The sequence below is a fragment of the Streptosporangium sp. NPDC051023 genome, from assembly GCF_040689595.1.
Classification (GTDB): domain Bacteria; phylum Actinomycetota; class Actinomycetes; order Streptosporangiales; family Streptosporangiaceae; genus Streptosporangium.
In genome coordinates this window covers 1-26,311 of record NZ_JBFBCE010000026.1, presented here as the reverse complement: position 1 = coordinate 26,311, position 26,311 = coordinate 1, and the positions used below count along the sequence as shown (strand labels likewise).

The window sequence follows — 26,311 nt, the reverse complement described above, 5'->3', positions numbered from 1 at the left end:
CCCTTTGGGGGTAGTTGTGATCAATGTCGAGGCGGGCAGGCTCAGAGAGCCGGCCGCATGGCTCATGATCGCCGTAGCGTCCACGGGCGTTCTCGTCGGCGTCGAGCAGCTGTTGTTCGGTACATCGTCCGGGGGCTCCTTCGCGTTTCGCGCAGCCAATCAGGTGGGCGGATTCACCTCGCCGGTGACCGCCGCGCTGCTCGTCGGCGCCGTGCTGCTGGCCGGTCACGCGGGCCCGGCGATCGAGCGGCTGAAGCTGATGGTCCAGGTGGCCGTCGGCACCCTCGGGCTGGCGGCGCTGTTCGGCACGGTCGGCCTGTTCGGCGGCCTGTTCGCCGGAGAGACCGGCCTCTGGCAGAAGATCGAGTTCCTCGTCCTCAGCCTTCCCGCCCTCGCGCTGACCGGGATCGCCCTGGCCTATCTCGTGCCGAAGGCCGCAGGATCGGCGGGTGCCTCCGGGGCGAAGGGCGGCGCCAGGCTGCCCCACGGGGTGATCTTCCCCGATCCGCGTCTCCAGGAGCAGTACGCCGCTCCTCAGGGCGGCCCGGCGGGTCCTCAGGGCGGTCAGGTTCCGCACCAGGGGATCCACCCGCAGGAGCAGGCCCCGCAGCACGGGTTCCACCCGCAGGAGCAGCCGGGCTTCCACACCCAGGAGCCCCAGGGATTCCACTCCCAGGAACAGTCCTCCCAGCACGGCTTCCCGCAGCACGACCAGGCCGCGCCGCAGCAGGGCTTCCAGCACCAGGAGCCGCAGGGATTCCACTCCCAGGAGCAGCCCTCCCAGCATGGCTTCCCGCAGCACGACCACGCGCCGCAGCAGGGCTTCCAGCATCAGGACCAGGGCGCTCACGCCTACCAGCAGGCCCAGCCCGCTCCCGTGGTCCAGCTTCCCTACAGCCCGCCCGCGCTTCCCCCCGCGCCGAGCAGCTCCAGTGGTCCGGCGGGAGCCTCGGAGGAGTACGGCCAGGCCCACGGCTATGTCACACCCCTGAGCGACGCCTACCCCCAGTCCTCCCCGGCCGCCGCCTCCCACGCCTCCCCGCAGCCCTACGCGCAGCAGGGGGGCGGCCAGTCCTACGGCACCCAGTCCTCCTCGTACGGCCAGCCCGGGTCCCAGTCTCCCGCTGACGCCTACACCCCGAGCCCGTACGTCCCGGCGGACGTCCAGCCCTCGGCCCAGGCCAGGTCGTACGACTCCCCGGCGGCGTACGAGACCCCGGGCACCGCCTACGACCCGGCGCCCACCGCCTACGACACCCCGCCCACGGCCTACGACCCGCCCGTTTACGCCGCGCCGGTCGAGCAGCCGCAGGCCTCCGTCTACGGCGACGCGCATTCCTCCGGCTACACCGACCCCCAGCTCCCCGGCTACGCCCCGCCCGCGGAGCCCCAGGCGTCCGGTTACGCCCCGCAGCCCCATCAGGTGCCGCAGCCCGAGCAGCAGGGTTCCTTCTACGGGACGCAGCCCGAGGTGGCCTCGCCGTACGGCTCCTCGGACAGCCAGCCGAGGCTGTCCTTCGACACCCAGGGACAGCAGTCCTTCCCGCAGCCGCCGGACAACTACGGTCAGCCGTTCACCGGCTTCTCCGGCGCGGAGTACGCCCGTCAGACCGAGCCGAACCTGCACTACCCGGCGCCCGCGCCCGACCCGGTCGACCCCCACTCCCAGCAGATGGCGCAGGCCTACCAGCAGGCGCAGAGCTACCAGCAGCAGGCGCAGGGCATGTCACAGCCGGGCGTTTCCCAGGGGACGGAACCGCAACTGCGGATTCCCGAGTACACCTCGCAGGTGGGTGGCTCCTACGACGACCCGTTCGGCCAATCGCAGGGCGCCCCGCAGACGCCCCCGGCGCAGCCGTACCAGCAGGGCGGCGGTCAGCAGTGGGAGACCCCGGCGGAGACGACGCTGAGGTTCGACCCCGCCGCCTACCAGGGAGATCCGCTCAGCGGGCCGAGTCCGGCCGCCCAGAGGTCCTGGGATCCGCAGCCCATAGACCCGACCGCGATATACAAGCCCGAGCGCTCGGCTCAGGTCACGGGAGAGGAAATCCCGGATAGAGAAAGGGTGGGCCCCGGTCAGGAGCAGAACATGTCCTGGTACGGTTCCGACCGCCGAGAGCACTGAACGGGCCAGGCGATCGTCATGGGAGACCGGGCGATCGCCGCCCAGACAGGCACACGACCCAGAACCGGGGAGAGCAGGTCTTTCTCCGGATACCGGCATGCCGCTTGACGTCACACAGGCCACGCGCGTGTAATTACACACGTGTTGTTACGCCTTCCTGCTGGTGGGTAAGAGGGAGGCGTTCATAGGGGGGCTCCATTTGCGGGCGGGCGGCAGGGAGGTGTGCAGTGGCCGACCTGGTCATCGCACAGGACAGCATCGCTGAAGAGCAGCTTGGTTGGCAGGAACGCGCGCTGTGCGCGCAGACCGACCCTGAGGCGTTCTTCCCGGAGAAGGGGGGATCCACTCGGGAGGCCAAGAAGGTCTGCCGCTCATGTGAGGTGCGTGCCGAATGCCTCGAGTACGCCCTTGAGCACGACGAGCGGTTCGGGATCTGGGGGGGTCTCTCCGAGCGGGAGCGCCGCAGAATCAAGCGTGAAGCGGTCTGAGGAAGAGGTTCACGTGCTCACCGGGGGTTTGCGTACCTGCGGGAGCGCTTGATCATATATCGGAGAGGCATGTGGTCCACGGGCCACATGCCTCTTTTTTCGTGCATCAGGCATAGCTCAACATAGGGTGTCGTATCGTGGTCGCGCCGATCATCAGCTCCTCCTGAACACGGGACGCATGTCCATCACCGACTCTCCCCGCCCCCACCACACCGTCACCGCGATCGTCGTGGCTCACGACGGCGCTCGCTGGCTGGGGGAGACCCTTGACGCTCTGCTACGGCAGACCCGGCCGGTTGACAGGGCGGTCGGGGTCGACAACGGCAGCAGGGACGGCAGCGCCGCGCTGCTGACCGGCACCCTCGGCCGGAACGCGGTGCTCACCCTCCCTCGCTCGACGAGCTTCGGGCAGGCCATCGCCGAGGTCCTCGAACGGCTCGGTCCCGCGGAGGGACAGGAGTGGATCTGGCTGCTGCACGACGACTGCGCGCCGGACGAGGGCGCGCTCGAGGCTCTCCTGCTGGCCGCCGACGAGGACCCCGAGGCCGGGGTGCTCGGCCCCAAGCTCCGCGACTGGCTGGACCGGCGGCTCCTGCTGGAGGTCGGCGTCACCGTCGACCTGAGGGGACGCAGAGACACCGGCATCGAGCCCCGCGAGTTCGACCAGGGGCAGTTCGGCGGCATCAGGGACGTGCTCTCCGTCTCCACGGCGGGAATGCTGGTCCGCAGGGACGTCTGGGACGAGGTGGGCGGGCTCGACCCCTTCCTGCCGCTGTTCCGCGACGACCTCGACCTGTGCTGGCGGGTCAGGAACGCCGGATACCGCGTACGGAACGTCACCCAGGCAGTCGCCTGGCACGCCGAGGCGGCGGGCAGGCGCCGCCGCCGCATCACCGTCAGCGGCGACCACCCGCGCCGCCTTGACCGCCGCAACGCCATGTTCGTGGTGATGGCGAACCTGCCCGCCCGGTCGCTGCCGTGGGCGCTGGTCCGCAACATAGTGGGCTCGCTGTTCCACACACTGCTGTTCCTGCTGGCCAAGCAACCGGCGAACGCGCTGGACGAGGCGCTCGCGCTCGGCTCGATCCTGAGACACCCGGGCAGGATTCTCAGGGCCCGCCGCGCCCGTGCTGCGGGCAGGAGGCGCAACGGCGCCGCGACCGCCCTGCTGCTCACCCCGCCGGGCGCGGGCTACCGGCGGCTCGCCGACCGGTTCCAGAGCTATCTGGCGGGGACCGGCTTCGTTGAGTCCGCGGGACGCCACCACCACGCCGCGACCCCCACGCAGGAGGACGGCGAGGAGCTGCTCACCGACGACGTGGGAGCGACGCGGCGGTTCTTCGGCAATCCGGGGACGACGCTCTTCCTGGTCCTGGCCGCCGTCACGCTGGTCGCCGAGCGCGGCCTGATCGGCGGCGACAGGCTGGGCGGCGGCGCGCTCGTCCCGGTGATCGGTGGCTCCTCCGACCTGTGGAACCTCTACGTCGAGGGCTACCATCAGGCGGGCCTCGGCAGTGACGCGTGGGCGCCGCCGTACGTCGCGGTGCTCGCCGCGCTGTCCACGGTGCTGCTCGGCAAGCCCTGGCTCGCGGTCTCCGTGCTGCTGCTCGGCTGCGTCCCGCTGGCTGGACTGTCGGCGTACGCGGCGACCAGGTCGATGATCCCGGGGCGCTGGACCCGCGTCTGGCTTGGCTCCTCCTACGCCCTCCTGCCCGTCGCGACCGGCGCCATCGCGGGCGGCAGGCTCGGCACCGCCGTGGTCTTCGTGCTGTTGCCCGTCTACGCGGCGCTGGCAACCACGTTGCTGGCCGGAGACGGCCGCAGGGCGCGCCGCGCGGCCTGGGGGCTCGGTCTCCTCCTCGCGGTCGGTACGGCCTTCGCCCCGATCGTCTACCCGCTCATGCTGGTCCTGGGCGCGCTGGCCGCCCTCGCCTTCCCCCGCAGGGGCATCACCGTCTCGGTCGTCATCGCCTTCGGTGTTCCGGTGGCCCTGTTGTTCCCCTGGCTGGCCCAGGTGGTGGGGAACCCGGGACAGCTCCTGTTGGAGGCCGGGCTGCACCAGCCGGGCCTGGTCGATCCCTCGCTGCCGGCCTCCTCGCTGCTGCTGCTCAGCCCCGGCGGTCCGGGAATGCCGCCGCTGTGGGTGACGGGCGGCCTTATCGCCGCCTGCCTGGCCGCGCTGCTGATGCGCCGCAACCGGATGGTCATCGCCATCGGGTGGGGCGTCGCGCTCTTCGGCGTGCTGGTCGCGATCCTGGTCAGCAGGACCCCGGTCACCTCGCTGAACGCCGACGCGCAGGCCCCCGCGTGGCCTGCCGTGCCGCTGGCCTTCGCCGCGACCGGCATGCTCGTGGTCGCCGCGCTCACCGCCGACCGGATCGCCGAGTTCTGGGCGGCGGGCGGGCCGCGCAGGGTCGCCGCGCTCGCCGTCGTGGTCGTCGCCTTCTCGACACCGATCCTCGCGGCGGGCATGTGGATCGCCAGGGGCGCCGGTGGCCCGATCAACGGGAACGTGCGCGATGTGCTGCCCGCGCTGGCCGCGCTCAACTCGGGCGGCGGCGAGCGGACCCTGCTCCTGCGGGAGAGGGAGGGCGCCCTGACCTTCACCGTGCTGCGGGGCCGTACCCCGCTGGTCGGCGAGGCCGACATCCCCACGCCGCGGGGGCCGAGGGAACAGGTCGCCGTCGCGGCGGCGGGGCTGGTCTCCGGCAGGGGCGGCGACGACGCCGGGGTGCTGGCCGCCTACGGCGTGCGGTTCGTCGTGGTCAGCCCGCCGGTGACCGAGGAGATCAGCCACGCGCTCGACTCCCAGCCCGCCCTGGCCAGGATGAGCCTGTCGCGCACGCTCGGCATGTGGCGGCTGACCCAGCCGGTCGCGGTGCCCCCCGCCCCGCAGGGCGATCCCTGGCACGGCCGCTGGCTCTGGGCGCAGGCCGTGATGGTGCTGGTCGTCTTGATGCTGGCCGCGCCCGGCTCACGGGCCGGGGACGGCCAGGCCGCGCATGACATGTCCGAGCCAGGCAGGGAGCCGTCCAGCCGATGAAGTCCCTGATCGAGAACAGGTTCAGCCTCCTCGCCCTGGTCCTGGTGGCCCTGCTCGCCCTGTACGGAGTCGCCTCCGCGACCCAGCCGAGGCTCCTCGCCGAACCCGCGCAGGGCCTCAGGAGAGTCCCCGTCGCCTCGGTGACGGCCGTCTGCCCCGACCCCGGAGACACCGACGCCGGAGTGGTCACCCCGCCGGGCGGCCAGGGGCCGGGCACTACGACGCTCGTCACCGGCGGCAAGACCCTCGAGACCCTGCGAACCCCCGGCACCCTCTGGCACGAGAAGATCCCGGCGGGGTCGGGACCGCTCGTCGTGGCCGCGACGGGAAGCATGGCGGCGGGCCTTGAGGCGTCGCAGACCCGCAGGGAGACCTCGGGCAGGCACAGGGGACTGGCCGGGGTGCGGTGCGTCGAGCCCACGTCGAGCACCTGGCTGGTCGGCCCCGGCCCCGCGGCGGCCGACGTCGTGCTCCACCTCGCCAACCCCGACCTCGCCCAGGCCATCGTGGAGATCATGATCTACGCCGGAGAGGGGCCGGTGATCGGCGACTCCGGCGGCGTGTTCGTCCTGGCGCCTGGCGAGAGCCGGGCGATCGATCTCAAGGACGTGGCGCCCTCGCCGCTGGTCATGGCGGTCGAGGTACGCACCAGCTCGGGCAGGGTCACCGCGGCGGCTCGGGCGATCATGCACGACGGGCGGGGCGTCGACTGGCTGCCCGCCTCCGCGCCCCCCGCGACCCGCGTCGTGATCCCCGGTATCCCCGGCGGCGGTGGCGGACGCCAACTGCTGGTCGCCTCCATCGCTGAGACCGACACCCTGGTCGAGATCAAGGCGCTCACCCCCGACGGGACCTATGCCCTGAAAGGCAGGGAACTACTCGAGGTTCCCGCCGAATCCGTCGCCACCTTGGATCTGTCGAGCGGCATCGCGGGACAGCCGTCCGCGCTCGTGCTCACCTCGGAGACTCCCATCGTGGCGGGGCTGGTCGTCACTGGGACGGGCAAGAAGAGCGATGTGGCCTTCACCGCGGGGGCGGCCCCGATCGACCTGGGCAGCGTGGTCGCGGACAACCGCACGGGCGGCGAGAAGAGCTCCAGGCTGGTGCTGAGCGCGCCCGAGGCGGCGGGGAAGGTGAGCGTGCGGGTGCTGCCGCGTGAGGGACAGGCGCCAGAGCCGTTCGAGGTGGACATCCCCGCCGCGCGCACCAAGCAGGTCAGCCTGCCCAAGGTCGACGGCGCCTTCGGGGTGCTGGTGCTGCCGGTGCAGGGGTCCGGGCCGGTGTACGGCGGGCGGGTGATGGACGAGCGGATCAAGAAGGGGCTGGCGCTGACCGTCCAGCCGCTGGCCGCGGCCCGCGTGTGGGCGCTGGTCCCGCCGATCACCGAGTCCGCCACTGTGCTGATTGCGGCGCCTGGCGGCACCGCGGGTTTGGGCGCCCCAGCGCCGGTGTCTTCCCTCGTCGTTCGGTCGCTTCGCTCCCTCTCTCCTCAGTCCAGACACCGGCGCGCCCAAACCGAGTTGATTGCGGCGCCTGGCGGCGCCGCCGTCGACTCAGTCCTCGTCGTAGCCCGGGTCGACTGACTCGGGGGACAGGCCCAGGAGGCCGGCGACCTGCTCGACCACGGTGTCGTGCACCATCGCGCCGAGCTGGTCGCGGTCGCGGGCCCTCGCCTCAAGGGGGCGCCGGTAGATGACCACGACGGCGGGGCGCTTGCCCACGGCGGGCTCGGAGCGGCCGAACGGGATCGGCTCGCCGGAGAGCAGGCCGGGGCCGTCGCCCAGCTCGGTGATCGGTGGCACCTCCTCGACCGCGAATTCGACGGCCGCGAGCTGGCTGCTCCAGCGGGGCTTGAGGCGGTCGACAGCGTCCAGGACGAGATCGTCGAAGCGTTCGCTGCGTGACTTGGCGATCGGCACGTGGGAGGGCGCCAGTGGGCCCCGCATACCGCGACCGTGCCGGTCGCGCCTTCGGGGAGGACGAGGTCTACCGGGTGCCGAGCTCACGGGCCAAGCTTAGACGGGCCTGGTACGAGGGTGGGAAGGGGTTGTTTGGAGGGTGTGCAAGCTGTACAGGGGGGTGAAAGCCGGGACACGTGTCCGAATTGTGGCGACACGCTTGTTAAGAGCGCTCAGATAGTGGCGCCTTGGACGCTTACCGGATACGGTCCCACCGTGAGCCCCGTCCGCCGCTGTTCCCGCACCGCGTGCAGTCAGCCTGCCGTATTCACGCTCACGTACGTCTACGCCGACTCGACCGCCGTTCTCGGGCCCTTGGCGACGTACGCCGAGCCGCACTGTTACGACCTGTGCGCCGAGCATGCGGAGCGGCTCACCGCGCCCCGTGGCTGGGAGGTCGTCCGTCTCCCGACCGACGGTGCGCCGCCGAGTACCGACGATCTCGAAGCGCTCGCCAACGCCGTCCGCGAGGCGGCCAGGCCCGCTCCGACGAACGGCACAGAGCCCGTCGGGCAGGGAGTCGAGGTCGGGCGCCGTGGTCACCTGAGGGTGCTGCGCTCCGCCCAGCCTCAGCGCGACCGCTGACCCCGCTCGTCCTTGTTCCCGGGTAGGCGAAGGATCCGGGCACAGGGCCTGAGGTGTGTTCCCGGATCAGGTCGCAGCCAATGTCGCAATGGGGACCGGTTGTGGCTTGAGCGCGCCGTAGGCGTCGTCATAGGTGCCGTAGGCATCGCGAATAAACACGCCCTAGGCTGGGGGCGGCAGAGACGAGATAAAGGGGCGGAGCTGGAGTGGGCGACCTCGCCGGGATCTTCAAGGCGTACGACGTGCGCGGCGTCGTGCCGGACGAGCTGGACGAAGAGACCGCGGAGGCGGTCGGGGCGGCCTTCGCGGAGGTGACCGGTGCCGCGGCCGTGGTGGTCGCGCATGACATGCGTGCCTCTTCCGGGCCGCTGGCGTCCGCTTTCGCCCGCGGGGTGACCTCGCGCGGGGCCGACGTGGTCAACACCGGCCTCGGTTCGACGGACATGCTCTACTACGCCAGTGGCAGCCTCGGCATGGCCGGTGTGATGTTCACCGCCAGCCACAACCCGGCCCGTTACAACGGCATGAAGATGTGCAGGGCGGGCGCCGTGCCGATCGGCGGCGAGAGCGGGCTCACCGAGATCCGCGACCGGGCCGCCGAACTGCTCGCCTCGGGGATCGGCGGCGAGGGCGGCGGCACGGTTTCCGAGCGGGACCTGCTGCGGGACTACGCCGACCACCTGCGCACGCTGGTCGACCTGTCCGGCGTCCGGCCGCTGAGGGTCGTGGTCGACGCGGGCAACGGGATGGCGGGGCACACGGTGCCGGTGGTCTTCGACGGGCTTCCCCTCGACCTGACCGCGCTCTACTTCGAGCTGGACGGCACCTTCCCCAACCACGAGGCCAACCCGATCGAGCCGGAGAATCTGCGCGACCTGCAGAAGGCCGTGCTCGACGTCGGCGCCGACATCGGCCTGGCCTTCGACGGCGACGCCGACCGCTGCTGGGTCGTCGACGAGCGCGGCGAGTCAGTCTCCCCTTCCACGATCACCGCGCTGGTCGCGGCCCGCGAGCTGGCCAAGCATCCGGGCGCCACGATCATCCACAACCTGATCACCTCGCAGGGCGTTCCCGAGATCGTCACCGAGCACGGCGGGCTTCCGGTCAGGACCCGCGTCGGGCACTCGTTCATCAAGGCCGAGATGGCCAGGACCGGTGCCGTGTTCGGCGGAGAGCACTCCGCGCACTACTACTTCAAGGACTTCTGGTTCGCCGACACCGGCATGCTGGCCGCGCTGCACGTGCTGGCCGCGCTGGGCGAGCAGGACAGGCCGCTGTCGGAGATCCTCGCGAGCTACACCCGCTACACCGCCTCCGGAGAGATCAACAGTACGGTCGCCGACCAGCGGGCCGCGACGGCGCGGGTCAGGGAGATCTTCGAGAGTCGTGACGGCGTCACCTTCGACGAGCTGGACGGCATGACCGTCTCCGGCCCCGGATGGTGGTTCAATCTTCGTCCGTCCAACACCGAGCCGCTGCTCAGGCTGAACGCCGAGGCGGCCGACGAGATTCAGATGGCAGCGATCAGGGACGAAGTCCTCGCTGCCGTGAGGAGCTGAGCGAGTGAAGATCGACGAATGGTTGCTGGAGATCCTGGCCTGCCCCAACTGCAAGTCTCCGCTGCGCGCGGAGCCTGAGGTGGACGAGCTCTCGTGCACCTCCGCCTCGTGCGGGCTGGTCTATCCGGTCCGTGACGACATCCCGGTCCTGCTGGTCGACGAGGCTCGGAAGTCGTGAGCTGGGAGCCAGATCGGCTCGACGATCAGAGGAAGCTCACCGACGGCGACCCCTCGGGAATGTTGCGTGCGGTCGCCGCCTCGGCGGCGCAGGTCCGCGCCTCCTACCGGGGGGCCCGTGAGGCGGATCTCGCCCAGGTGACCCGGGACGGCAGGCCCCGGGCCATCGTGGTCGCGGGCATGGGCGGTTCGGGCATCGCCGGTGACATCCTCAACGCGGTGTGCGGTCACGGCGTCCCGCTGCCGATCGTGACCGTCCGGTCCTACCAACTGCCGGGCTGGGTTGGCGCGACCGACCTGGTGGTCGCGGTCTCGTGCTCGGGGAAGACCGAGGAGACGCTCGCGGTGGCCATGGAGGCCGTCCGCAGGGGGTGCCGCCTGCTCGTGCTGGCCGCGGCGGACTCGCCGCTGCACGCGGTCGCCCGGCAGGCGGGCGCGCCGTTCGTGCCCGTGAACACCGGGGGGCAGCCGCGCGCGGCCGTCTGGGCGCTGTCGATCCCGCTGGTGGTCGCCGCCGCCGAGCTCGGCCTGGTCCAGGCGGACGACGAGGTCTTCGAGACCGTCGCGAAACGCCTCGAGGACGTCGCCCACCAATGCCGCCCGACCAGTGAGTCGTTCATCAACCCCGGCAAGTCGCTGGCCATGGAGCTGGCGGAGACGGTGCCGATGATCTGGGGAACCTCGCCGCCGGCCGCCGTCGCCGCCTACCGATGGGCCAGCCAGCTCAACGAGAACGGCAAGTATCCAGCGGTCTGGGGGGAGATCCCGGAGGTCAACCACAACCAGGTGGTCGCCTTCGACGGCCCGCTGGCCCAGCGCGACATCTTCTCCGACGAGGCGGGCCGGTCGCTGCGGCTCTTCATGCTGCGCGACGTCGAGGAGCATCCGCAGGTGGCGCGGCGGCGCGAGGCGTCGGTGCGGATGGCGGAGGACAGGGGCGTCCCGGTCACCCAGATCGTCGCGGAGGGCCTGCACCCGCTGGAACGGCTCGCGACGCTGATCGAGCTGGGCGACTACGCGACTACATACCTCGCTCTGGGGTACGGGATCGACCCGACCCCTGTGTCGGCCATCACAGAGCTTAAGGCGAGAATTTCCCAATAGGATCCTTATCGTCTTTTTCGGAATAAATGAGTGGAGGCTGTCGTGAGCGCGGGCGGCGGTACAAAGGCGATCATCGCGGCATTGAGCGCGAACGTTGCGATCGCGGCGGCCAAGTTCGTCGCATTCCTGGTCACGACCTCGTCGTCCATGCTTGCCGAGTCGATCCACTCGCTCGCCGACTCGGGCAACCAGGTGTTGCTGCTGGTCGGTGGGAAGCGGGCCGAACGGAAGCGGACCCCGGAGCATCCGTTCGGCTACGGCAGGGAACGCTACTTCTACGCCTTCGTGGTCGCGGTCGTGTTGTTCACGATCGGCGCGCTCTTCTCCCTCTACGAGGGCTGGCACAAGATCAGCGATCCGCATCCGGTGGAGACGCCGATCGTGGCCTTCGGGGTGCTGATCTTCGCGATCATCGCCGAGGGGTTCTCCTTCCGCACCGCGATCAAGGAGTCGAATCCGCTCCGCGGCAAGCAGACCTGGCTGCAGTTCATCCGCCGCTCCAAGTCGCCCGAGCTTCCGGTCATCGTGCTGGAGGACCTGGGCGCCCTGGTCGGACTGGTTCTCGCACTGGTGGGCGTGACGCTCGCGGTGGTCACCGGCAACGGCGTCTGGGACGGCGTCGGCACGATGGCGATCGGTGTCCTGCTCGCCGTCATCGCCGTCATCCTGGCGATCGAGACGAAGTCGCTGCTGATCGGCGAGAGCGCGGGCCCCGAGGTCGAGAAGCAGATCATCACCGCACTGGAGAGCGCCCCCGAGGTGGCCAGGGTCATCCACATGCGGACGCTCCACCTGGGCCCCGAGGAGATCCTGGTCGCCGCGAAGATCGCGGTGGACCATGATGACACGGCCGCCCAGGTGGCCAGGGGCATCGACGAGGCGGAGCGGCGCATCCGCGACGCCGTCCCGATGGCCCGCGTCATCTATCTGGAGCCCGACCTCGACAGGGCGAAGGTCGGCGGGGTCGGTGGGGCCGGCGGGGTCGCCCCCGGAACGCACTCGGCCAACGGCAGGGCCTGACGCGCGTAAACCGGTCACGGACCGGTCGTGCCCGGTACGGAAGACCAGGCAACTCGGAGAGCCCCTGGGCGAGTACTCGCCCAGGGGCTCTCCGTGTCGCCGGGCTGTCTCCAGCCGATCCCGGGGTCAGGCGTTCGGGACGACCAGGCCTGACTCGTAGGCGTGGATGACCGCCTGGGTGCGGTCGCGCAGGCCCAGTTTGGCCAGCAGTCGGGCCACGTGGGTCTTGATGGTGTGCTCGGTGACCACGAGGTGGGCCGCGATCTCGGCGTTCGACAGACCCCTGGCGATCAGCCGCAGCACCTCGACCTCGCGTGGGGTCAGCGGGCCGCCGGGCCTTGCCGGGCGCCGCTGCCGGGAGAACTCGGCGATCAGACGCCTGGTGATCTTCGGGGCGAGCAGCGCGTCGCCGCGCGCGACCGTCCTGACCGCCTCGGCCAGGTCGTTCGCCCTGACGTCCTTGAGCAGGAACCCGCTCGCCCCCGCGGTGAGCGCGTCGTACACGTAGTCGTCCAGGTCGAACGTGGTGATCATGATGATCCTGGTCGTCTCGTTCTCCAGGATCCGGCGGGCGGCCTCGATGCCGTTCATCTCCGGCATCCGGATGTCGAGGAGCGCGACGTCGGGGTGGGTCTCCGCGGCCAGCCGTACGGCCCGCGCGCCGTCCGAGGCGGTGCCGACGACGACGAGGTCGGGCTGCGCGCCGAGCACGGCGGCGAACCCGCGGAGCACGACCGGCTGGTCGTCGGCGACCATCACCCGGATCCGGCCGTCCTGCGGCGTCGTCCCGGGGGTGTCCGGTGGGGTCGTTCCTGGAGGTGTCGTTCCAGGGGTGCCCGCTGGGAGGCCGGGACGTGGGGTTCCCCGGCCGTCCGGAGAGGTCGCTTCTGAGGAGGGGATGGGGTGGCCGGGGGAGGTCATTCCAGCGGGAGGCCCGCCTGGATGAGGAAGCCCCCCGTGGGCCCAGGACCTGCTTCGAACCAGCCGCCGAGGGCCAGGGCGCGCTCGCGCATGCCGACCAGGCCGTGGCCGCTCTCCGTCTTCCCCGAGGGACCGGGGCCGTTGTCGGCGATCCGCAGCGCCAGCAGGCCGGGACGGTAGGCGAGCTCGATCGAGACGCGGGCGCCCGGCGCGTGCACGCGGGCGTTGGTCAGCGCCTCTTGGACGATCCGGTAGGCCGAGACGTCCACGGCCTGCGGCACCGGCACCCGCTCTCCGACGATGTCGAGGTCGACCTCGCCATCATGCTGCTCGATCAGCTCGGGAAGCCGCGCCAGCCCCGGTTGTGGCGCGGTCTCCATGGTCGTGGTGATGTCGGCGCGCAGCACGCCGAGCAGGCGGCGCATCTCGGTGAGCGTGGTCCGGGCCGAGGTCGCGATCTCGGCGAACTCCTGCTTCGCCCGGTCGTCCAGGTTGTCGAGTGTGTAGGGCGCGGTCTCGGCCTGCACGGCGATCATCGAGACCGAGTGGGCCACGAGGTCGTGCATCTCCCTGGCGATCCTGGCCCGCTCGGCCATCGCGGCCTGCTGCCTGAGGTTCTCCAGGTTGTCCGCGCGCACCTCCCTGATCTCGCCCCGGCTGCGCCGTACGTCCGCGAGGAAGGCCGGCCCGACGACCGCGGCGAACGCGCCGACGATCCAGAGGCCAACGCGTGCGTTGTGCAGGAGCAGGGACGGCAGGCCACCCAGGCCGCCCAGGCCGCTCCGCGCGAAGAACAGCATGACGACGAGCACCATGCCGGCCATCACGCAGCCGGTCAGCAGCCAGGCGACGCGCCGGCGCACCCCGCGCAGGATCGTGTAGAAGGACAGCACTCCTGAGGCGAGGACGGCGAGAGGCATCCGGCTGACGAGGAACCCGCTGGCGACGAGGCCCGCGGCGCCGATGACGGTGAGTGTGACCGCCTGCCACGGCACGATGCGGCGGACCGCGTGCGGCGCGGTCGCCAGGAGGACCGCGGCGACCTCGACCGGCCTGGTGCCCATGGAGGAGAGCTCCATGACCGCGAGGAGGGCCAGGGTCGAGGCCACCAGGATGTCGCCGAGGAGCTGTGGGCTGGAAAGGGGGGATCTCAGGGCCGCCACGACCTGCTTCAGGGAGGACGGCATGGTGGATGGGTGATTCATGGGGTGAATTCTTCTGACTCGGGGGTTCGGCGTCGTCACTCCTGGGAGCGACCTTGAGGCCCGGAGGCGAGATCCCGCGAACGGGGAGGCGCGTGCCTACGGGCGGCCCTGGAGTAGGCGCAGGGCCTTCTCCTTCTCGAAGTCCAGCGCCCTGCGCGGGGCCTGGACCCGACCGATGCGCAGCCCCAGATCCCGTACGGCCTGCGCCACCGCGGGCTCGCTCAGCACCCGCAGCGCGAACGACAGCTCGGCGGGGGAGATGTCGAACCGCTTCTCCAGCTCGACGCCCTGGGCGACGGCCGCGAGCTCCTCGGGGCCGAACCGCCGGTGCGCCCCCTGGTTCCTGACGGGCGGGAGCAGCCCGAGGGCCTCCCGGTAGCGGAGCATCCTGGGGGACATGCCCAGCCGCCTTGCGGCCTCGGTGATCCGCATTCTCCGCCCCTTTGCCGGGTCCGTTCCGGGAAAACTTACATTCTTGTGTAAGGTTAGCGCCTCTCGAGGTGCGCGGAGCCGTACCGGCCGCCTAAACTCACATCGTCGACTTTCCGGTGGAGCGGCGAGCCGTGCCCGGGACCGCGAGACAGCACGTCGGCGAGACCAGCGGGTCCGGCGAGGGCATGAGGCGCGCGAGACCATCAACCAGAGGGGTTAATTCATGGACTTCAAGGTCGCCGACCTTTCCCTTGCGGACTTCGGGCGCAAGGAGATCCAGCTCGCCGAGCACGAGATGCCGGGCCTGATGACCGTGCGCAAGGAGTACGCCGACGCCCAGCCGCTGGCCGGGGCGAAGATCATGGGCTCGCTGCACATGACCATCCAGACCGCCGTGCTCATCGAGACGCTGGTCGCGCTCGGCGCCGAGGTCCGCTGGGTGAGCTGCAACATCTTCTCCACCCAGGACCACGCCGCGGCGGCCGTCGTCGTCGGCCCCAACGGCACCGTCGACGACCCGCAGGGCGTCCCGGTCTTCGCCTGGAAGGGCGAGACCCTGGAGGAGTACTGGTGGTGCACCGAGCAGGCGCTCGTGTGGCCCGGCGGTGACGGCCCCAACATGATCCTCGACGACGGCGGCGACGCCACCCTGCTCGTCCACAAGGGCGTCGAGTACGAGAAGGCCGGTGCCGTCCCCAGCGCCGGTGAGGACGACGCGGAGGAGTGGAAGATCATCCTCGATCTGCTCCGCCGTACGGTCGGCCCGGAGAAGAAGTGGACCGAGATCGCCTCGCGTATCAAGGGCGTCACCGAGGAGACCACCACCGGCGTCCACCGCCTCTACGAGATGTTCAAGGCGGGCTCGCTGCTCTTCCCGGCGATCAACGTCAACGACTCGGTCACCAAGTCGAAGTTCGACAACAAGTACGGCTGCCGCCACTCGGTCATCGACGGCCTCAACCGCGCCACCGACGTGCTCATCGGCGGCAAGGTCGCGGTCGTCGCCGGCTACGGTGACGTCGGCAAGGGCTGCGCCGACGCGCTCAGGGGCCAGGGCGCCCGCGTCATCGTCACCGAGATCGACCCGATCTGCGCCCTCCAGGCGGCCATGGACGGCTTCCAGGTCACCACGCTCGAGGACGTCGTCGGCATCGCGGACATCTTCGTCACCACGACCGGCAACTTCGACATCATCACCGCCGACCACATGTCGAAGATGAAGCACAACGCCATCGTGTCCAACATCGGCCACTTCGACAACGAGATCGACATGGCCGGGCTGGCGAAGATCCCGGGCATCGTCAAGACCGAGATCAAGCCGCAGGTCCACACCTGGACCTTCCCCAACGGCAACCAGATCCTGGTGCTTGCCGAGGGCCGCCTGATGAACCTGGGCTGCGCCACCGGCCACCCCTCGTTCGTCATGTCCAACTCGTTCACCAACCAGGTGATCGCCCAGATCGAGCTGTTCGCCAAGACCGAGCAGTACCCGATCGGCGTCTACGTGCTGCCCAAGCACCTGGACGAGAAGGTCGCCCGTCTCCACCTCGACGCCCTCGGTGTGAAGCTCACCAAGCTCACCAAGGCCCAGGCGGAGTACATCGGCGTGGACGTCGAGGGCCCCTACAAGGCCGACCACTACCGCTACTGATCGGTTAGCGTACTGATCGAACACGGTCGGACACCGATCCGATCGTTCAACCCGGCCCCCGCGAGTTCCGCGGGGGCCTTCGGGCCATCTGGGGAGAAACGTGGACAGCGCGCTGACCGCCGCGGGGGAACGGCGGATCGGGTGGGCGGCGCGGGCGATGCCGGTGCTCACCGCGATCGGGGAGCGGTTCGCGGCCGAGAAGCCCCTCGAAGGACTGAGGGTCGCCGCCTGCCTGCACGTGACCGCGGAGACCGCGGTCCTCATGGGTGCCCTGAGGGCGGGCGGGGCCGAGATCGCGCTGGCCGCCTCCAACCCGCTGTCCACCCAGGACGACGTCGCCGAGGCGCTCGGCGCCTACGGCGTCCGCGTGCACGCCAGGGCCGGGGTGGACAGGAAGACCTACTACGACCACATCCACCAGGCGCTCGACATCATTCCCGACCTGGTCCTCGACGACGGCTGTGACCTGGTCAACATCCTGCACACCGAGCGGACCGAGCTGCTGGAGACGGTCTCCGGGGGCTGCGAGGAGACCACGACCGGGATCATCAGGCTCCGGCAGATGGCCGCGGAGCGGGCGCTCAGGTTCCCCGTCGTCGCGGTCAACGACACCCGGACCAAGCGGATGTTCGACAACCGGTACGGCACCGGCCAGTCCACCATGGACGGCATCATGCGCGCCACCAACACCCTGCTCGCGGGCAAGGTCGTGGTGGTCGCGGGGTTCGGCTTCTGCGGCCGGGGCGTGGCTGAGCGGGCCAGGGGCCTGGGCGCCCGGGTGGTCGTCACCGAGATCGACCCCGTCAAGGCGCTCGACGCCTCGCTGCAGGGCTACGAGGTGCAGCCCATGGGCAGGGCCGCGACCACGGGGGACGTGTTCGTCACCGTCACCGGCAACCGCGACGTCATCAGGGGCGAGCACCTGGCGGTGATGAAGGACGGCGCGATCCTGGCCAACGCGGGCCACTTCGACGTCGAGATCGACGTCAGGGCCCTTGAGGAACTGGCACACGCCGTGCATCCCGGGGTGCGCCCCAACACCGACGAGTACGTCCTGGCGGACGGGCGCAGGCTCCTGCTGCTCGCCGAGGGGCGCCTGGTGAACCTCACGGCCGCCGAGGGGCACCCGGCCGCGGTCATGGACATGTCCTTCTCCGCGCAGGCCCTCGCGGTCGCCTGGCTGGCCCGTGAACGCGTACGGCTGGAGCCGGGCGTCTACGACGTGCCGGGAGAGGTCGACGTGGAGGTGGCGCGGCTCAAGCTCGCGGCTGCGGGCATCGAGGTCGACCACCTGACCTCCGACCAGGAGAGCTACCTCCACTCCTGGCGCCTGGGGTCGTGAAGCCCCGTGCCGGGAGCCCGCGCCGCTGTGGCCGTACGGGCTCCTTGGCGGGAAGGGCCGGGCGGCGGGTGCGCCGCGGCTTCAAGAGGTGGTCTGGATCTGGAACATTCTGCGGATCTCACCGGCCTGGGTCGTGGCGATCTCGTTGGCCATCTCCTCGACCCTCAGATGCGAGCCGTTGGTCAGGACCTGCTCGGACATCGTGATCGCGCCTCGGTGGTGGGCGATCATCAGCTGGAGGAACAGCCGGTCGAAGTCCTGGCCCGAGGCCGCGGCCAGAGCCTTCAGCTGCTCGGGGGTGGCCATGCCCGGCATGGCGGCGTGGTGGTTCGCGTGGTGGTCCGGAGGCTGCAGGCCCTGCTGTGTCAGCCACAGTGACATGACCTGGATCTCCGGCCACTGGGAGTCCTTGATGCGGGAGGCCAGGCTTCGAACCCTCTCGCTTGCGGCGCGCGACGGAGCCAGGGTCGCCATCTCGAGGGCCTGCCGATGGTGGGCGATCATGTCCTGCACGTATCTCACGTCGGCGGCGTTCGCCGTGGGGGTCGGCACCGCGGTCGCGGCCTCGCTCGCGCTGAGTGTTCTGGGGGCCTCGCCCGGTCTGCCGGGCGCGATGACGGGGGCGGTCGACAGCGCCACGGGCGGCCTCTGGCCGGCACTGCACGCGCTGAGGGACAGGACGACGAGGGTCACAAGCACCAGCGCAACGCGCACCAGGTCTCCTTCTTCAAGATCTCCCGAGCAAAGACCCTAACTTCACCGGCGAGGCGAGTAAAGGCCGCAAGTCGGAAGAACTTACTGACACAGTGAAGGCTTGTAGAGCCGATCGTTCAGATAAACGATTTAGTCATTTATGGGACCTTTACGGCACATGTGGCAAGGAGGCTCACAAGTGTTATCCCCCCTCAGGAAAGGCCTTGGTGGCCGGTTCCTGATCACGGCGGCAGCCGCGGCGGCGATGGCCCTGGCCGCCGTGCCCGCCCAGGCCGTCGACATCCCGGCGCCCGGTCAGGTCGTCACCAGCCCCAACGTGGCGCACGTGGCCAACGTGCCCAAGCCGGCCGGGCTGGAGAACACGATTAACACCGACATCGCCTTCCAGGGTGATTACGCCTATGTCGGCAACTATGGCGGTTTTTCGATCTACGACATCAGTGACCCGAAGAACACCAAGGTCGTCAGCAGCGTCGTGTGCCCCGGTTCGCAGATGGACGTCACGGTCCACGACAACCTGCTGTTCACCGCGGTCGACTCCTCACGTAACAACGACTCCTGCAGCAGCACCGCGCAGAGCGCGTCGATCAAGGAGTCGTGGGAGGGCGTCCGGATCTTCGACATCACCGACAAGGCCAACCCCAAGTACATCAAGTCGGTCGAGACCAATTGCGGCTCCCACACCCTGACCCAGGTCCCCGGCAAGGGCAAGGACCGCTGGAAGAACGTCTACCTGTACGTCTCCTCCTACAACCCGAACGCGACGTTCCCGGACTGCCAGCCGCCGCACGACAAGATCTCGATCATCAAGGTGCCGCTGCGCACCCCGACGGACGCGGCGGTCGTCAGCACCCCGGTCGTCTTCCCCGACGGCGGCAACGAGACCCAGCCCGGTCTGCTGCTGCCCACCAGCGGCTGCCACGACATCACCGTCTACGCGGAGAAGGACCTCGCGGCCGGGGCCTGCATGGGTGACGGTGTGCTGTTCGACATCTCCGACCGGGAGAACCCGGTGGTCAAGACCCGTGTCACCGACCCGAACTTCGCCTTCTGGCACTCGGCGACGTTCAACAACGAGGGCACCAAGGTCATCTTCACCGACGAGCTCGGCGGCGGCGTCGGGTTCACCTGCAACGAGGCGACGGGCCCGAACCGCGGCGCCGACGCCATCTACGACATCAGGCACGGCAGGCTCGTGTTCAAGAGCTACTACAAGATCCCCCGCTACCAGGGCCCGACCGAGAACTGCGTCGCGCACAACGGCTCGCTGGTGCCGGTCAAGGGTCGCGACATCCTGGTCCAGGCCTGGTACCAGGGCGGTGTCTCGGTCGTCGACTTCACCGACTCGGCCAACCCGAAGGAGATCGGCTTCTTCGAGCGCGGCCCCGACCCCAGCGGCGGCAGCGGCGGCATCTGGTCGGCGTACTACTACAACGGCTACATCTACGGCAGTGACTTCAACTTCGGATTCGACATCGTCAAGATCAGCGACCGTCGTACCGACCCGGCCAGGAAGGTTCACCTCGACCAGCTGAACGTGCAGACCCAGGCCTCGTACGGAGGGCGGCACGGCCTGGCGGAGGAGGAGGGCGTTCCGTCCTCTGCCACGCCCGCGGAAACCCCGTGAGACCACTGAACTCCACCAGGGTCGCGGGCGTTCTGTGAGGTCCCGAAGCTCTGTGAGGCCCGCCGAAGTTCGGTGAGACCGGGTGAGGAAGGGCGGCGGATCCGTTCCGCCGCCCTTTCTTCACGTTCTGACACGGCCTTCCACGCCCTTGCGTGCCGGGCGCCCTGGCTGGCCTGTCCGCTCCGCTGGTACGGCGCGCGGCCCGGTGTGCGGCGGGTGGGTTCGGGCGACAGACTCAGGCGGCGGGTTCAGGCGGGAGGAACGAAACCACCGGGAGTGACGTCGGGCGCCACCGTCTCAGGTGTCCGGAGGTGAGGCGGCTGGGCGGGCGTCTGCCACTGGGGCTGGTAAGCGGGCTGCTGCTGGGGATGCGGCGCGGGCGCCTGCGAGTGGTGCGTCGGCGGGCCGTACGGGGCCGGGGCAGGTTGGTAGGACTGGGGGCCGTACGGGGACTGCTGACCGGGCCACCCCCCGGTCGCCTGGCCGGGCCACTCCTGGGCCGACCGCCGCGCCTCGGCCCGCTGGGCCAGCCGTACCTGGTCACGCCTGCGGCGCTCGGCCAGAACGGCGGTCAGGTATGCGAACGGCGGCACCCCCGGCGGCGGCGCGGGCGAGACGAAGGCCGACATCTCGGTGGCGATGCGCACGCCCATCTCGTGCTGTACGGCGGGCGCCAGGTCGTGCCAGCGCATGAGGTACTGCCTCGCGGTCGCGGCGACCCCGTCCGGCAACTGGGACAACTCCAGCGTCGCGGCCCACCCGGCGAGCTGCGGGGGCATCTCCAGTGGCGGGCCGTACTGCCTGGGGCCGCGTTCGGAGATCACGATGGTGCCCGCGAAGATGTCGCCGAGCCGTTTGCCCTTCTCCGAGATGAGCGAGCTGATCAGCGCGGGGGCGCCGCCGAGCATCCAGAACTCCAGCATTCCGGCCAGCCCGCGGAACAGGGCCTGCCGGAACCGCTCGGGGCCGCCGTCGTCGCTGACGACCCGGAGCCCGAGGGCGAGCTTGCCCAGGCTACGGCCTCGCGAGAGGGTCTCGAAGATCACGGGATAGCCGACGAGCACGAGCACCGTGAAGGAGATGTAGATCATCGTCGCCAGTGCCCCGTCGAGGTCCCACGCCACGATGCCGATCAGCAGGGACGCTCCGAACAGCGTCACGATCTGGACCAGCATGTCGATCAGCAGCGCCACGGCTCTGCTGGGAAGCTGGGCGACCCGGACTTCGACGACGACGGCCTCGCCGGTTACGACATCGGACACACCAGCACCCTACCTATGCCGGACGGCCCGCACCCCGCCGACGGCCGTGCTCGCGCCGACACGGGGCCGACGGTGCGCCGGTCCGTTCACTCGAACCGCCAGCGCGTCGCCGTCAGGCCGTCCGAGCCGTAGCCGAAGGCGCGCGTGGGAGTGACCCGGTAGAACCCGTACTCGGGTGAGCCGGGAAGGTTGTCCTCGTAAACGGAGCCGTCGCGTACCGCGAGCTCCCAGCCGTACTTCGCCTCGAAGGCGGCGGCCACCCCTCGCAGCCCGGCCTCGTCCTGGATTCGGGAGGCCTCGCCCTCGACCACGAGGTCGAGGGTCTCGCCCGCGACGGTGATGACGCAATGGGGGTTGCCGACGAGGTTCCTGCTCTTGCGGGACCCCGGGCGGCTCGTGAAGCAGGGCGCGTCGTCGGCCCAGACCAGCATCAGCGGCATGGCGTGCGCGCGGCCGTCGGGCCGCACCGTCGAGAGCCAGCCCTTCGGCGTGGACTCCAGACACGCTCGCGCCTGGTCCCAGGGCTTCACCGTCGCCTCGTCCGTGCTGATCGGCGTCGCGTCGGCCTCGCCGAACAGAAGCTCGGCCACGGGTGCGGCTGTGGTCATCACGGGTCTCCTCGCTGTCTTCGCGGTTCATGACCGGACCGCGATCCCTTGTCAGTTCCCTTAGGGAACTTATAGGGGTGACCGTAGCAGAGACCGTTCCCTAAGAGAACCCACTCGCCTAGACTGTCCCCATGCAGCGCACCCGGTTCGGCGACATGGCCTGCTCGATCGCCCGCACGCTGGACGTCATCGGCGAACCGTGGTCGCCGCTGATCCTGCGTGACATCTACGTCGGCATGACCCGCTTCGAGCAGATCCAGCAAGATCTGGGCATCTCGCGCAAGGTGCTCACCGAGCGGCTCAAGTGGCTGACCGAGAACGACGTTCTGGAGCGGCGGGAGTATTCGAGCCGGCCGCCGCGCCACGAGTACGTGCTCACCGCCAAGGGCATGGAGCTGTGCGACCTGCTGCTGGTGATGGTGGGCTGGGGTGACCGCTGGGCGGCGGGAGAGGCGGGCCCTCCGGTGCTCTACCGGCACCACTCCTGCGGCGAGATCAGCCACGTCGAGCTGAGCTGCGCGGGATGCGGCCGGCCGATGCGTGCCGCCGACGTCGACGTGCTGCCCGGCCCGGGGGTGGCGCCCGACCCGTCCCCCGCCCCCGCCTGAGGGGCCGCGCCCGCCGCCGCCTCCACTGGCGGGGCCTCGCCTGCCCCTGACTCCCGCTTGTCAGACCCGAACTTGACAATGATCATGTTCGCCGCGGCCGCTCCCACCTCGCCATTTCGGCAAATTTTACATTTCTCTCAACTTGATGAGGGGCCTGTTTGTTAGGAGAGGTGAAAGGGGGCCCGCGAGTGACGGATGAAGACAAGTGACCGACGAGGATGAGGCAACCTTCGACGAGTTCGTGGCCGCGCGGAGCACCGCGCTGCTGCGCACTGCCGCATTGGTCTGCGGCGCCTCCCGGCACGATGCCGAGGATCTGGTGCAGAACGCGCTAGAGAGAATCTACCGGCACTGGGGACGGATCCAGCACGACAACCCGGAGGCCTATGCCCGCAAGGTCGTGGTGAACCTCGCGATCAACCTCTACCGGCGCCGCAGGGTGATCCAGGAGATCACCTTCGCCAGGCCGCCGGACACCTTGGTCCACTCCCCGAACCTCGAGTTGCGCGACGCACTCCTGGGGGAACTGCGCAGGTTGCCCGTGCGGATGCGCGCGGTGCTGGTGCTGCGCTACTGGGAGGACCTGTCGGAAGCCGAGACCGCCATGTTGATGGGCTGCTCGGTCGGAACCGTGAAGAGCCAGGCCGCACGGGGGCTGGCCAGGATTCGCGAGCGCATGGGCACGTTGGAAGGAGTAGGGGGGTGAGGCTCGAGGAGGAGCTGGCCGAGGCGATGCGGGCGCAGGTCGAGGGAGTGCGCGCCCCCTCCGCGATGGGAGCCATGGTCCGCCACCGCCACCGCGTCCGTAAGATGCGCGTCCGTACGGCGGGAGTCGTGCTGGCGACCGTCACCGTGGCGGTGGTGATACCTGCCTGCCTGCCGATGAGGTCCGGCCCGGCGGTCGACATCGAGGCCGGCCCGGTTGCCGCCCCCGCGTGGGTGAACACGTCCGGAAAGGTGGAGGTTCCCTCGGTCATCAGTCTGACCGGGGAGAGGGCCAAGGCCGTTCTGGAGGCGGCGGGGCTCAAGGTCGTCGTGCCGGAGGGCTCGCGCTACAGCCGGGTGACGGGGCAGGTACCCGACGGCGGGCAACCGGCTCCCACGGGCACCACGGTCTCGCTCACCCTGGCCGCGGAGCTCGGCCCGTCACCGAGCTCGGTCCCCACGGAGAAGGGAACCAGATCCACGTCCAAGGAGCCGGAGGATCGCCGCGAGTTCGGCGGGGTGAGGTTCGGCTACCTGCCGAAGAACCTGATCTGGATGAAGTCCATGACCAAGGTGGTCCCCGGCGAGACCGTCAACGCCTTCTGGCGTGAGAAAGGCCTCCCCTCCTCCAGCTACAGCGTCTGGGTGATGGTCTACCAGGGGGAGGCGGCCAAGCGGATCGAGGCCGTCGCTGGAGCGCGATACGCGGTCGCAACCAACGATGCCGACGGCGCCTCGACCATCCTCTACGCACCGAGCTCCGGCCTGGTGGTCCGGGTCCAGCTGAGCGCCGAATACGTTGCCAAGCTCAGCAGGGACGCCGGAGGCACTGAGTTCGGCGAGACCGTGATCGTGCTGGAACTGCGCAGGATCGCCAACGCCGTCACGGTCACCAGATGACCTCTTCGGAGGTGCCATGAGTGCGGTCCGGGCTCCCGTCCCCGGATCCGGGCCGCACGGGGCGGCGCGGCGGCGTGCTGGGGGGTGTGCCGCCGCGCCCGCTTCACCGCTCGCCGTACCGGTGCCGTAGATCGTCGCGACACGGTGGGAGAGACGGTGGGAGAGATCGTCGCGACCCGGTGCCGTAGATCGTCGCGACACGGTGGAGGAGAAGTCTGCCGCACGGCCTGCTCACCGTTGTCGGCGCGAACCTGGATATACGGTGCTTCTTCGGGGTGCTGTCAGCGGATCTTGGCGCCGTACAGGTGGTCGACCGTCATCACCATGAGCACCCTACGGTCGGACACCATCACCGACCGGTACTCGTCCCAGTCCGGGTGCTCGCCGGCGGCGAGGCGGTAGTAGTCCACCAGTGCCTCGACCTCGAGGCCGTGGGGGTCGGTTCCCGGCCCGGTGAGTGTCGCGGTGCCCTCGGCGGTGGCCCACGCCCAGCCGTCGGGGCTGGTGACTTCCAGCGTGGCCCGTGGGTCTCGACGCAGATTCGCTGTCTTGGCTCGTCCCTCGGTCATCGAAACGTAGATGACCCCGGCCTCCCGGTCGTAGAAGGGCATGATGGGGGAAAGCTGGGGGCGGCCGTCCGACTTGATCGTCGCGAGGACACCAAGTCGGCTCTCCGCGAGCAGCGTGTGCGGGTTGAACGGTGTGGCGGTCATATCAGGAACCACCTCGCGGCCGGATACTGGCTGTTCTGACGATACAGGGGCGACGGCTGGTCACGGTCGTCCCCCAGAGGGCTTGCGGAACTGCTCGATCATCGCCGCGTAGCCGTTGCCGCCGTGCCCGTCGGCCACCGCCTGGTCGGTCAGGGCCTTGAAGAACTTCGGAAGCTCGGCGTTGACACCGAGGGACTCGCTCTCGTGGATGAGGTGCCTCATCGCGGCCAGGTGAGTGTCGATGGTGGAGTCGAAGGCCGGATACGTGCCGTCGTCGATCTGTTGCGCGTAGGCCGACAGCCAGCCGTTCACGGTTTCGATTCCCTTGCTCGCGATCGGGGCGAACGTTGTGGCGTCCACACCCGCCGCGCCGAGCAAGGCGGCGCCCTGGAGGAAACCGTTCAGGATGTTCCACATCAGGCTCAGCGAAGCCACGTCGTACAGCGACGACAGGCCGTGGTCGTCGCCGAGATACGTCGTTCCCGCGCCCAGGCTCCTCAGGGCCGGCTCGTGCAGGTCGAAGGCCGACCGCGGACCGCTGTAGAGGATGACGGCGTCTGCTCCAACGGCCGGAGGGGTGGCCATGATCGCACCGTCGAGGTAGGTGCCGCCCCGCTGCGCCGCCCACTCGGCGGTCTCACGGGCCGCCCGGGACGTGCCCGAGGTCAGATTCACCAGGACTCGGCCGTCGAGGTCCTCGCCCAGCGGATCAAGGAACTCGTGCACAGCCTCGTAGTCCGAGACGCAGACGACCACGAGTGGGCTGGCCGTGATGGCGTCGCCGACTGAGTCGGCGAGCCTGGCGCCCTGGGCGACGAGTTGTCCGGCCTTCGCCGCCGTACGGTTCCACACGGTCGTGGGGTACCCGTCACGCAGGAACGCCCCGGCCAGCGCCTGGCCCATCAGACCCAGGCCGATGACCGTCACGGGAGTGTGGTCGGCATCGTGATTCCGCATCATGTGCTCCCTCGAGATGGGTTGCTGGTCATGGCAGAATCCTCAACGTTCACACCGATATGAAGGTCAAGGGGGAGCGAGCGTGCTGATCGGGGAGCTGAGCCGGCGGACCGGAGTTCATGCGCATCAGCTGCGTTACTACGAGGCCCAGGGCTTGCTCGAGCCCGGCCGCGGCGCCAACGGCTACCGCGAGTACACCGACGACGCCCTCCTGACCGTGACGCAGATCAGGAGGCTGCTCGAAGCCGGACTGTCGACCCAGGAAATCGGGTTCATGCTGCCCTGCGCCACCGGCACGACCCCCGACTTCGAGCCCTGCCCGGAGCTTATGGTCACCCTGCGAGCACGCCTGCACGGGCTGGACGAGCACATCGACACGCTCACCCACTCCCGCCGGGCCCTCAACGACTACATCGACGCCACCGAACGGCGTGTGTCACGGCAATATCAGGGCTGCGACGCGAGCGCGCCGGAGTAGACACCGGCTGGTCTCGCAGCGGATCGGCCCGTGACTCGACACCGGGCCGCTCGGAGAGTTCGGCGGCGACCAGGAGGGAGCACGTGGCCACGGTTCCCGAGAAGTCCAGCGGCAGGGCGCGGGCCACGT

The 26,311-nt window shown here is 69.9% G+C and carries 25 protein-coding genes; 16 read left to right on the top strand and 9 right to left on the bottom strand.

Features of this window, described 5'->3' with window-relative positions; genetic code table 11:
- Positions 1-16: 16 nt before the first annotated feature.
- From AB0395_RS18775 to AB0395_RS18760, 4 genes are all read left to right on the top strand, one after another.
- Positions 17-2,125, top strand: a complete 2,109-nt coding sequence (locus tag AB0395_RS18775; protein WP_366282106.1) for a hypothetical protein — start codon at positions 17-19, stop codon at positions 2,123-2,125.
- A 227-nt stretch (positions 2,126-2,352) separates the two neighbouring features.
- Positions 2,353-2,613 carry a WhiB family transcriptional regulator gene (locus AB0395_RS18770; RefSeq protein ID WP_012888122.1) on the top strand — a complete coding sequence of 87 codons (261 nt, stop codon included), beginning with the start codon at positions 2,353-2,355 and terminating at the stop codon, positions 2,611-2,613.
- A 178-nt stretch (positions 2,614-2,791) separates the two neighbouring features.
- Positions 2,792-5,656 (top strand): glycosyltransferase family 2 protein, encoded by a 2,865-nt coding sequence (locus AB0395_RS18765; RefSeq protein WP_366282104.1) that lies wholly within the window; start codon positions 2,792-2,794, stop codon positions 5,654-5,656.
- Positions 5,653-7,239: a DUF5719 family protein gene (locus tag AB0395_RS18760; RefSeq protein ID WP_366282102.1), complete on the top strand. Its 1,587-nt coding sequence runs from the start codon at positions 5,653-5,655 to the stop codon at positions 7,237-7,239. The genes AB0395_RS18765 and AB0395_RS18760 overlap by 4 nt, the downstream gene beginning before the upstream one ends.
- Here AB0395_RS18760 and AB0395_RS18755 read toward each other — a convergent pair.
- Positions 7,210-7,602 (bottom strand): metallopeptidase family protein, encoded by a 393-nt coding sequence (locus tag AB0395_RS18755; RefSeq protein ID WP_366282100.1) that lies wholly within the window; start codon positions 7,600-7,602, stop codon positions 7,210-7,212. The genes AB0395_RS18760 and AB0395_RS18755 overlap by 30 nt on opposite strands.
- 228 nt (positions 7,603-7,830) lie before the next feature.
- On the opposite strand from AB0395_RS18755, the gene AB0395_RS18750 reads away from it, so the two are divergent.
- The 5 genes from AB0395_RS18750 (at position 7,831) to AB0395_RS18730 (ending at position 12,059) form a co-directional block, all read left to right on the top strand.
- Complete coding sequence (locus AB0395_RS18750) at positions 7,831-8,199, top strand: DUF3499 domain-containing protein (RefSeq protein ID WP_271216885.1); 369 nt, start codon at positions 7,831-7,833, stop codon at positions 8,197-8,199.
- Positions 8,200-8,405: 206 nt separating this feature from the next.
- Positions 8,406-9,758 carry a phosphomannomutase/phosphoglucomutase gene (locus tag AB0395_RS18745; RefSeq protein ID WP_366282097.1) on the top strand — a complete coding sequence of 451 codons (1,353 nt, stop codon included), beginning with the start codon at positions 8,406-8,408 and terminating at the stop codon, positions 9,756-9,758.
- A gap of 4 nt (positions 9,759-9,762) precedes the next feature.
- Entirely contained in the window at positions 9,763-9,936 is a 174-nt protein-coding gene (locus AB0395_RS18740; protein WP_184712993.1) for a Trm112 family protein, read from the top strand.
- A complete protein-coding gene (locus tag AB0395_RS18735) occupies positions 9,933-11,039 on the top strand; it encodes a bifunctional phosphoglucose/phosphomannose isomerase (RefSeq protein ID WP_366282095.1) in 1,107 nt (368 codons plus the stop codon). Before AB0395_RS18740 ends, AB0395_RS18735 begins: the two co-directional genes overlap by 4 nt.
- Before the next feature lie 42 nt (positions 11,040-11,081).
- Positions 11,082-12,059, top strand: coding sequence for a cation diffusion facilitator family transporter (locus AB0395_RS18730; RefSeq protein ID WP_366282093.1), 978 nt, complete (start codon positions 11,082-11,084; stop codon positions 12,057-12,059).
- Positions 12,060-12,185: 126 nt separating this feature from the next.
- Here AB0395_RS18730 and AB0395_RS18725 read toward each other — a convergent pair whose 3' ends face one another.
- The 3 genes from AB0395_RS18725 to AB0395_RS18715 all read right to left on the bottom strand — a co-directional run bounded on the left by AB0395_RS18725 (position 12,186) and on the right by AB0395_RS18715 (position 14,617).
- Positions 12,186-12,815 (bottom strand): response regulator transcription factor, encoded by a 630-nt coding sequence (locus AB0395_RS18725; protein WP_366282091.1) that lies wholly within the window; start codon positions 12,813-12,815, stop codon positions 12,186-12,188.
- 161 nt (positions 12,816-12,976) lie between these two features.
- The gene (locus tag AB0395_RS18720) at positions 12,977-14,185 is read right to left on the bottom strand and encodes a sensor histidine kinase (protein WP_366282089.1); all 1,209 of its coding nucleotides are present in this window, start codon (positions 14,183-14,185) and stop codon (positions 12,977-12,979) included.
- A gap of 96 nt (positions 14,186-14,281) precedes the next feature.
- Positions 14,282-14,617 carry a MerR family DNA-binding transcriptional regulator gene (locus tag AB0395_RS18715; protein WP_366282087.1) on the bottom strand — a complete coding sequence of 112 codons (336 nt, stop codon included), beginning with the start codon at positions 14,615-14,617 and terminating at the stop codon, positions 14,282-14,284.
- A 223-nt stretch (positions 14,618-14,840) separates the two neighbouring features.
- Here AB0395_RS18715 and ahcY point away from each other — a divergent pair, with 223 nt between their 5' ends.
- Both ahcY and AB0395_RS18705 read left to right on the top strand, forming a co-directional pair.
- A complete protein-coding gene (gene ahcY, locus AB0395_RS18710) occupies positions 14,841-16,268 on the top strand; it encodes an adenosylhomocysteinase (RefSeq protein ID WP_366282086.1) in 1,428 nt (475 codons plus the stop codon).
- Between the two features lie 100 nt (positions 16,269-16,368).
- Positions 16,369-17,610: an adenosylhomocysteinase gene (locus AB0395_RS18705; RefSeq protein WP_366282085.1), complete on the top strand. Its 1,242-nt coding sequence runs from the start codon at positions 16,369-16,371 to the stop codon at positions 17,608-17,610.
- An 81-nt stretch (positions 17,611-17,691) separates the two neighbouring features.
- Here the strand turns inward: AB0395_RS18705 and AB0395_RS18700 are convergent, their stop codons facing one another.
- On the bottom strand, positions 17,692-18,324 hold the full coding sequence (locus tag AB0395_RS18700; protein ID WP_366282083.1) for a DUF305 domain-containing protein: 633 nt from the start codon (positions 18,322-18,324) through the stop codon (positions 17,692-17,694).
- Between the two features lie 178 nt (positions 18,325-18,502).
- Between AB0395_RS18700 and AB0395_RS18695 the strand changes: the two genes are divergently transcribed.
- Positions 18,503-19,951 (top strand): hypothetical protein, encoded by a 1,449-nt coding sequence (locus tag AB0395_RS18695; RefSeq protein WP_366282081.1) that lies wholly within the window; start codon positions 18,503-18,505, stop codon positions 19,949-19,951.
- Between the two features lie 248 nt (positions 19,952-20,199).
- On the opposite strand, the gene AB0395_RS18690 is transcribed toward AB0395_RS18695, so the two are convergent.
- Together AB0395_RS18690 and AB0395_RS18685 are read right to left on the bottom strand one after the other, a co-directional pair.
- Positions 20,200-21,213: an RDD family protein gene (locus tag AB0395_RS18690; protein ID WP_366282078.1), complete on the bottom strand. Its 1,014-nt coding sequence runs from the start codon at positions 21,211-21,213 to the stop codon at positions 20,200-20,202.
- 86 nt (positions 21,214-21,299) lie between these two features.
- Positions 21,300-21,821: a pyridoxamine 5'-phosphate oxidase family protein gene (locus tag AB0395_RS18685; RefSeq protein ID WP_366282076.1), complete on the bottom strand. Its 522-nt coding sequence runs from the start codon at positions 21,819-21,821 to the stop codon at positions 21,300-21,302.
- Positions 21,822-21,952: 131 nt separating this feature from the next.
- Between AB0395_RS18685 and AB0395_RS18680 the strand changes: the two genes are divergently transcribed.
- From AB0395_RS18680 to AB0395_RS18670, 3 genes are all read left to right on the top strand, one after another.
- A complete protein-coding gene (locus tag AB0395_RS18680) occupies positions 21,953-22,429 on the top strand; it encodes a helix-turn-helix domain-containing protein (protein WP_366282074.1) in 477 nt (158 codons plus the stop codon).
- 205 nt (positions 22,430-22,634) lie between these two features.
- Complete coding sequence (locus AB0395_RS18675; RefSeq protein WP_366282073.1) at positions 22,635-23,135, top strand: SigE family RNA polymerase sigma factor; 501 nt, start codon at positions 22,635-22,637, stop codon at positions 23,133-23,135.
- Entirely contained in the window at positions 23,132-24,034 is a 903-nt protein-coding gene (locus tag AB0395_RS18670; RefSeq protein WP_366282071.1) for a PASTA domain-containing protein, read from the top strand. The genes AB0395_RS18675 and AB0395_RS18670 overlap by 4 nt, the downstream gene beginning before the upstream one ends.
- 281 nt (positions 24,035-24,315) lie before the next feature.
- Here AB0395_RS18670 and AB0395_RS18665 read toward each other — a convergent pair whose 3' ends face one another.
- Positions 24,316-24,747: a PPOX class F420-dependent oxidoreductase gene (locus AB0395_RS18665; protein ID WP_366282069.1), complete on the bottom strand. Its 432-nt coding sequence runs from the start codon at positions 24,745-24,747 to the stop codon at positions 24,316-24,318.
- A gap of 60 nt (positions 24,748-24,807) precedes the next feature.
- Complete coding sequence (locus tag AB0395_RS18660; RefSeq protein ID WP_366282067.1) at positions 24,808-25,704, bottom strand: NAD(P)-dependent oxidoreductase; 897 nt, start codon at positions 25,702-25,704, stop codon at positions 24,808-24,810.
- Positions 25,705-25,786: 82 nt separating this feature from the next.
- On the opposite strand from AB0395_RS18660, the gene AB0395_RS18655 reads away from it, so the two are divergent.
- Positions 25,787-26,182 (top strand): MerR family transcriptional regulator, encoded by a 396-nt coding sequence (locus tag AB0395_RS18655; protein WP_366282066.1) that lies wholly within the window; start codon positions 25,787-25,789, stop codon positions 26,180-26,182.
- Positions 26,183-26,311 lie beyond the last annotated feature (129 nt).

Excerpts from the sequence above, each read along its gene's own strand:
- AB0395_RS18660 (WP_366282067.1), bottom strand. The coding sequence starts at position 25,704 with ATGCGGAATCACGATGCCGACCACACTCCCGTGACGGTCATCGGCCTG.
- AB0395_RS18715 (WP_366282087.1), bottom strand. The coding sequence starts at position 14,617 with ATGCGGATCACCGAGGCCGCAAGGCGGCTGGGCATGTCCCCCAGGATG.
- AB0395_RS18720 (WP_366282089.1), bottom strand. The coding sequence starts at position 14,185 with ATGAATCACCCATCCACCATGCCGTCCTCCCTGAAGCAGGTCGTGGCG.
- AB0395_RS18765 (WP_366282104.1), top strand. The coding sequence starts at position 2,792 with ATGTCCATCACCGACTCTCCCCGCCCCCACCACACCGTCACCGCGATC.
- AB0395_RS18665 (WP_366282069.1), bottom strand. The coding sequence starts at position 24,747 with ATGACCGCCACACCGTTCAACCCGCACACGCTGCTCGCGGAGAGCCGA.
- AB0395_RS18680 (WP_366282074.1), top strand. The coding sequence starts at position 21,953 with ATGCAGCGCACCCGGTTCGGCGACATGGCCTGCTCGATCGCCCGCACG.
- ahcY (WP_366282086.1), top strand. The coding sequence starts at position 14,841 with ATGGACTTCAAGGTCGCCGACCTTTCCCTTGCGGACTTCGGGCGCAAG.
- AB0395_RS18760 (WP_366282102.1), top strand. The coding sequence starts at position 5,653 with ATGAAGTCCCTGATCGAGAACAGGTTCAGCCTCCTCGCCCTGGTCCTG.
- AB0395_RS18755 (WP_366282100.1), bottom strand. The coding sequence starts at position 7,602 with ATGCGGGGCCCACTGGCGCCCTCCCACGTGCCGATCGCCAAGTCACGC.
- AB0395_RS18685 (WP_366282076.1), bottom strand. The coding sequence starts at position 21,821 with ATGACCACAGCCGCACCCGTGGCCGAGCTTCTGTTCGGCGAGGCCGAC.
- AB0395_RS18725 (WP_366282091.1), bottom strand. The coding sequence starts at position 12,815 with ATGGTCGCCGACGACCAGCCGGTCGTGCTCCGCGGGTTCGCCGCCGTG.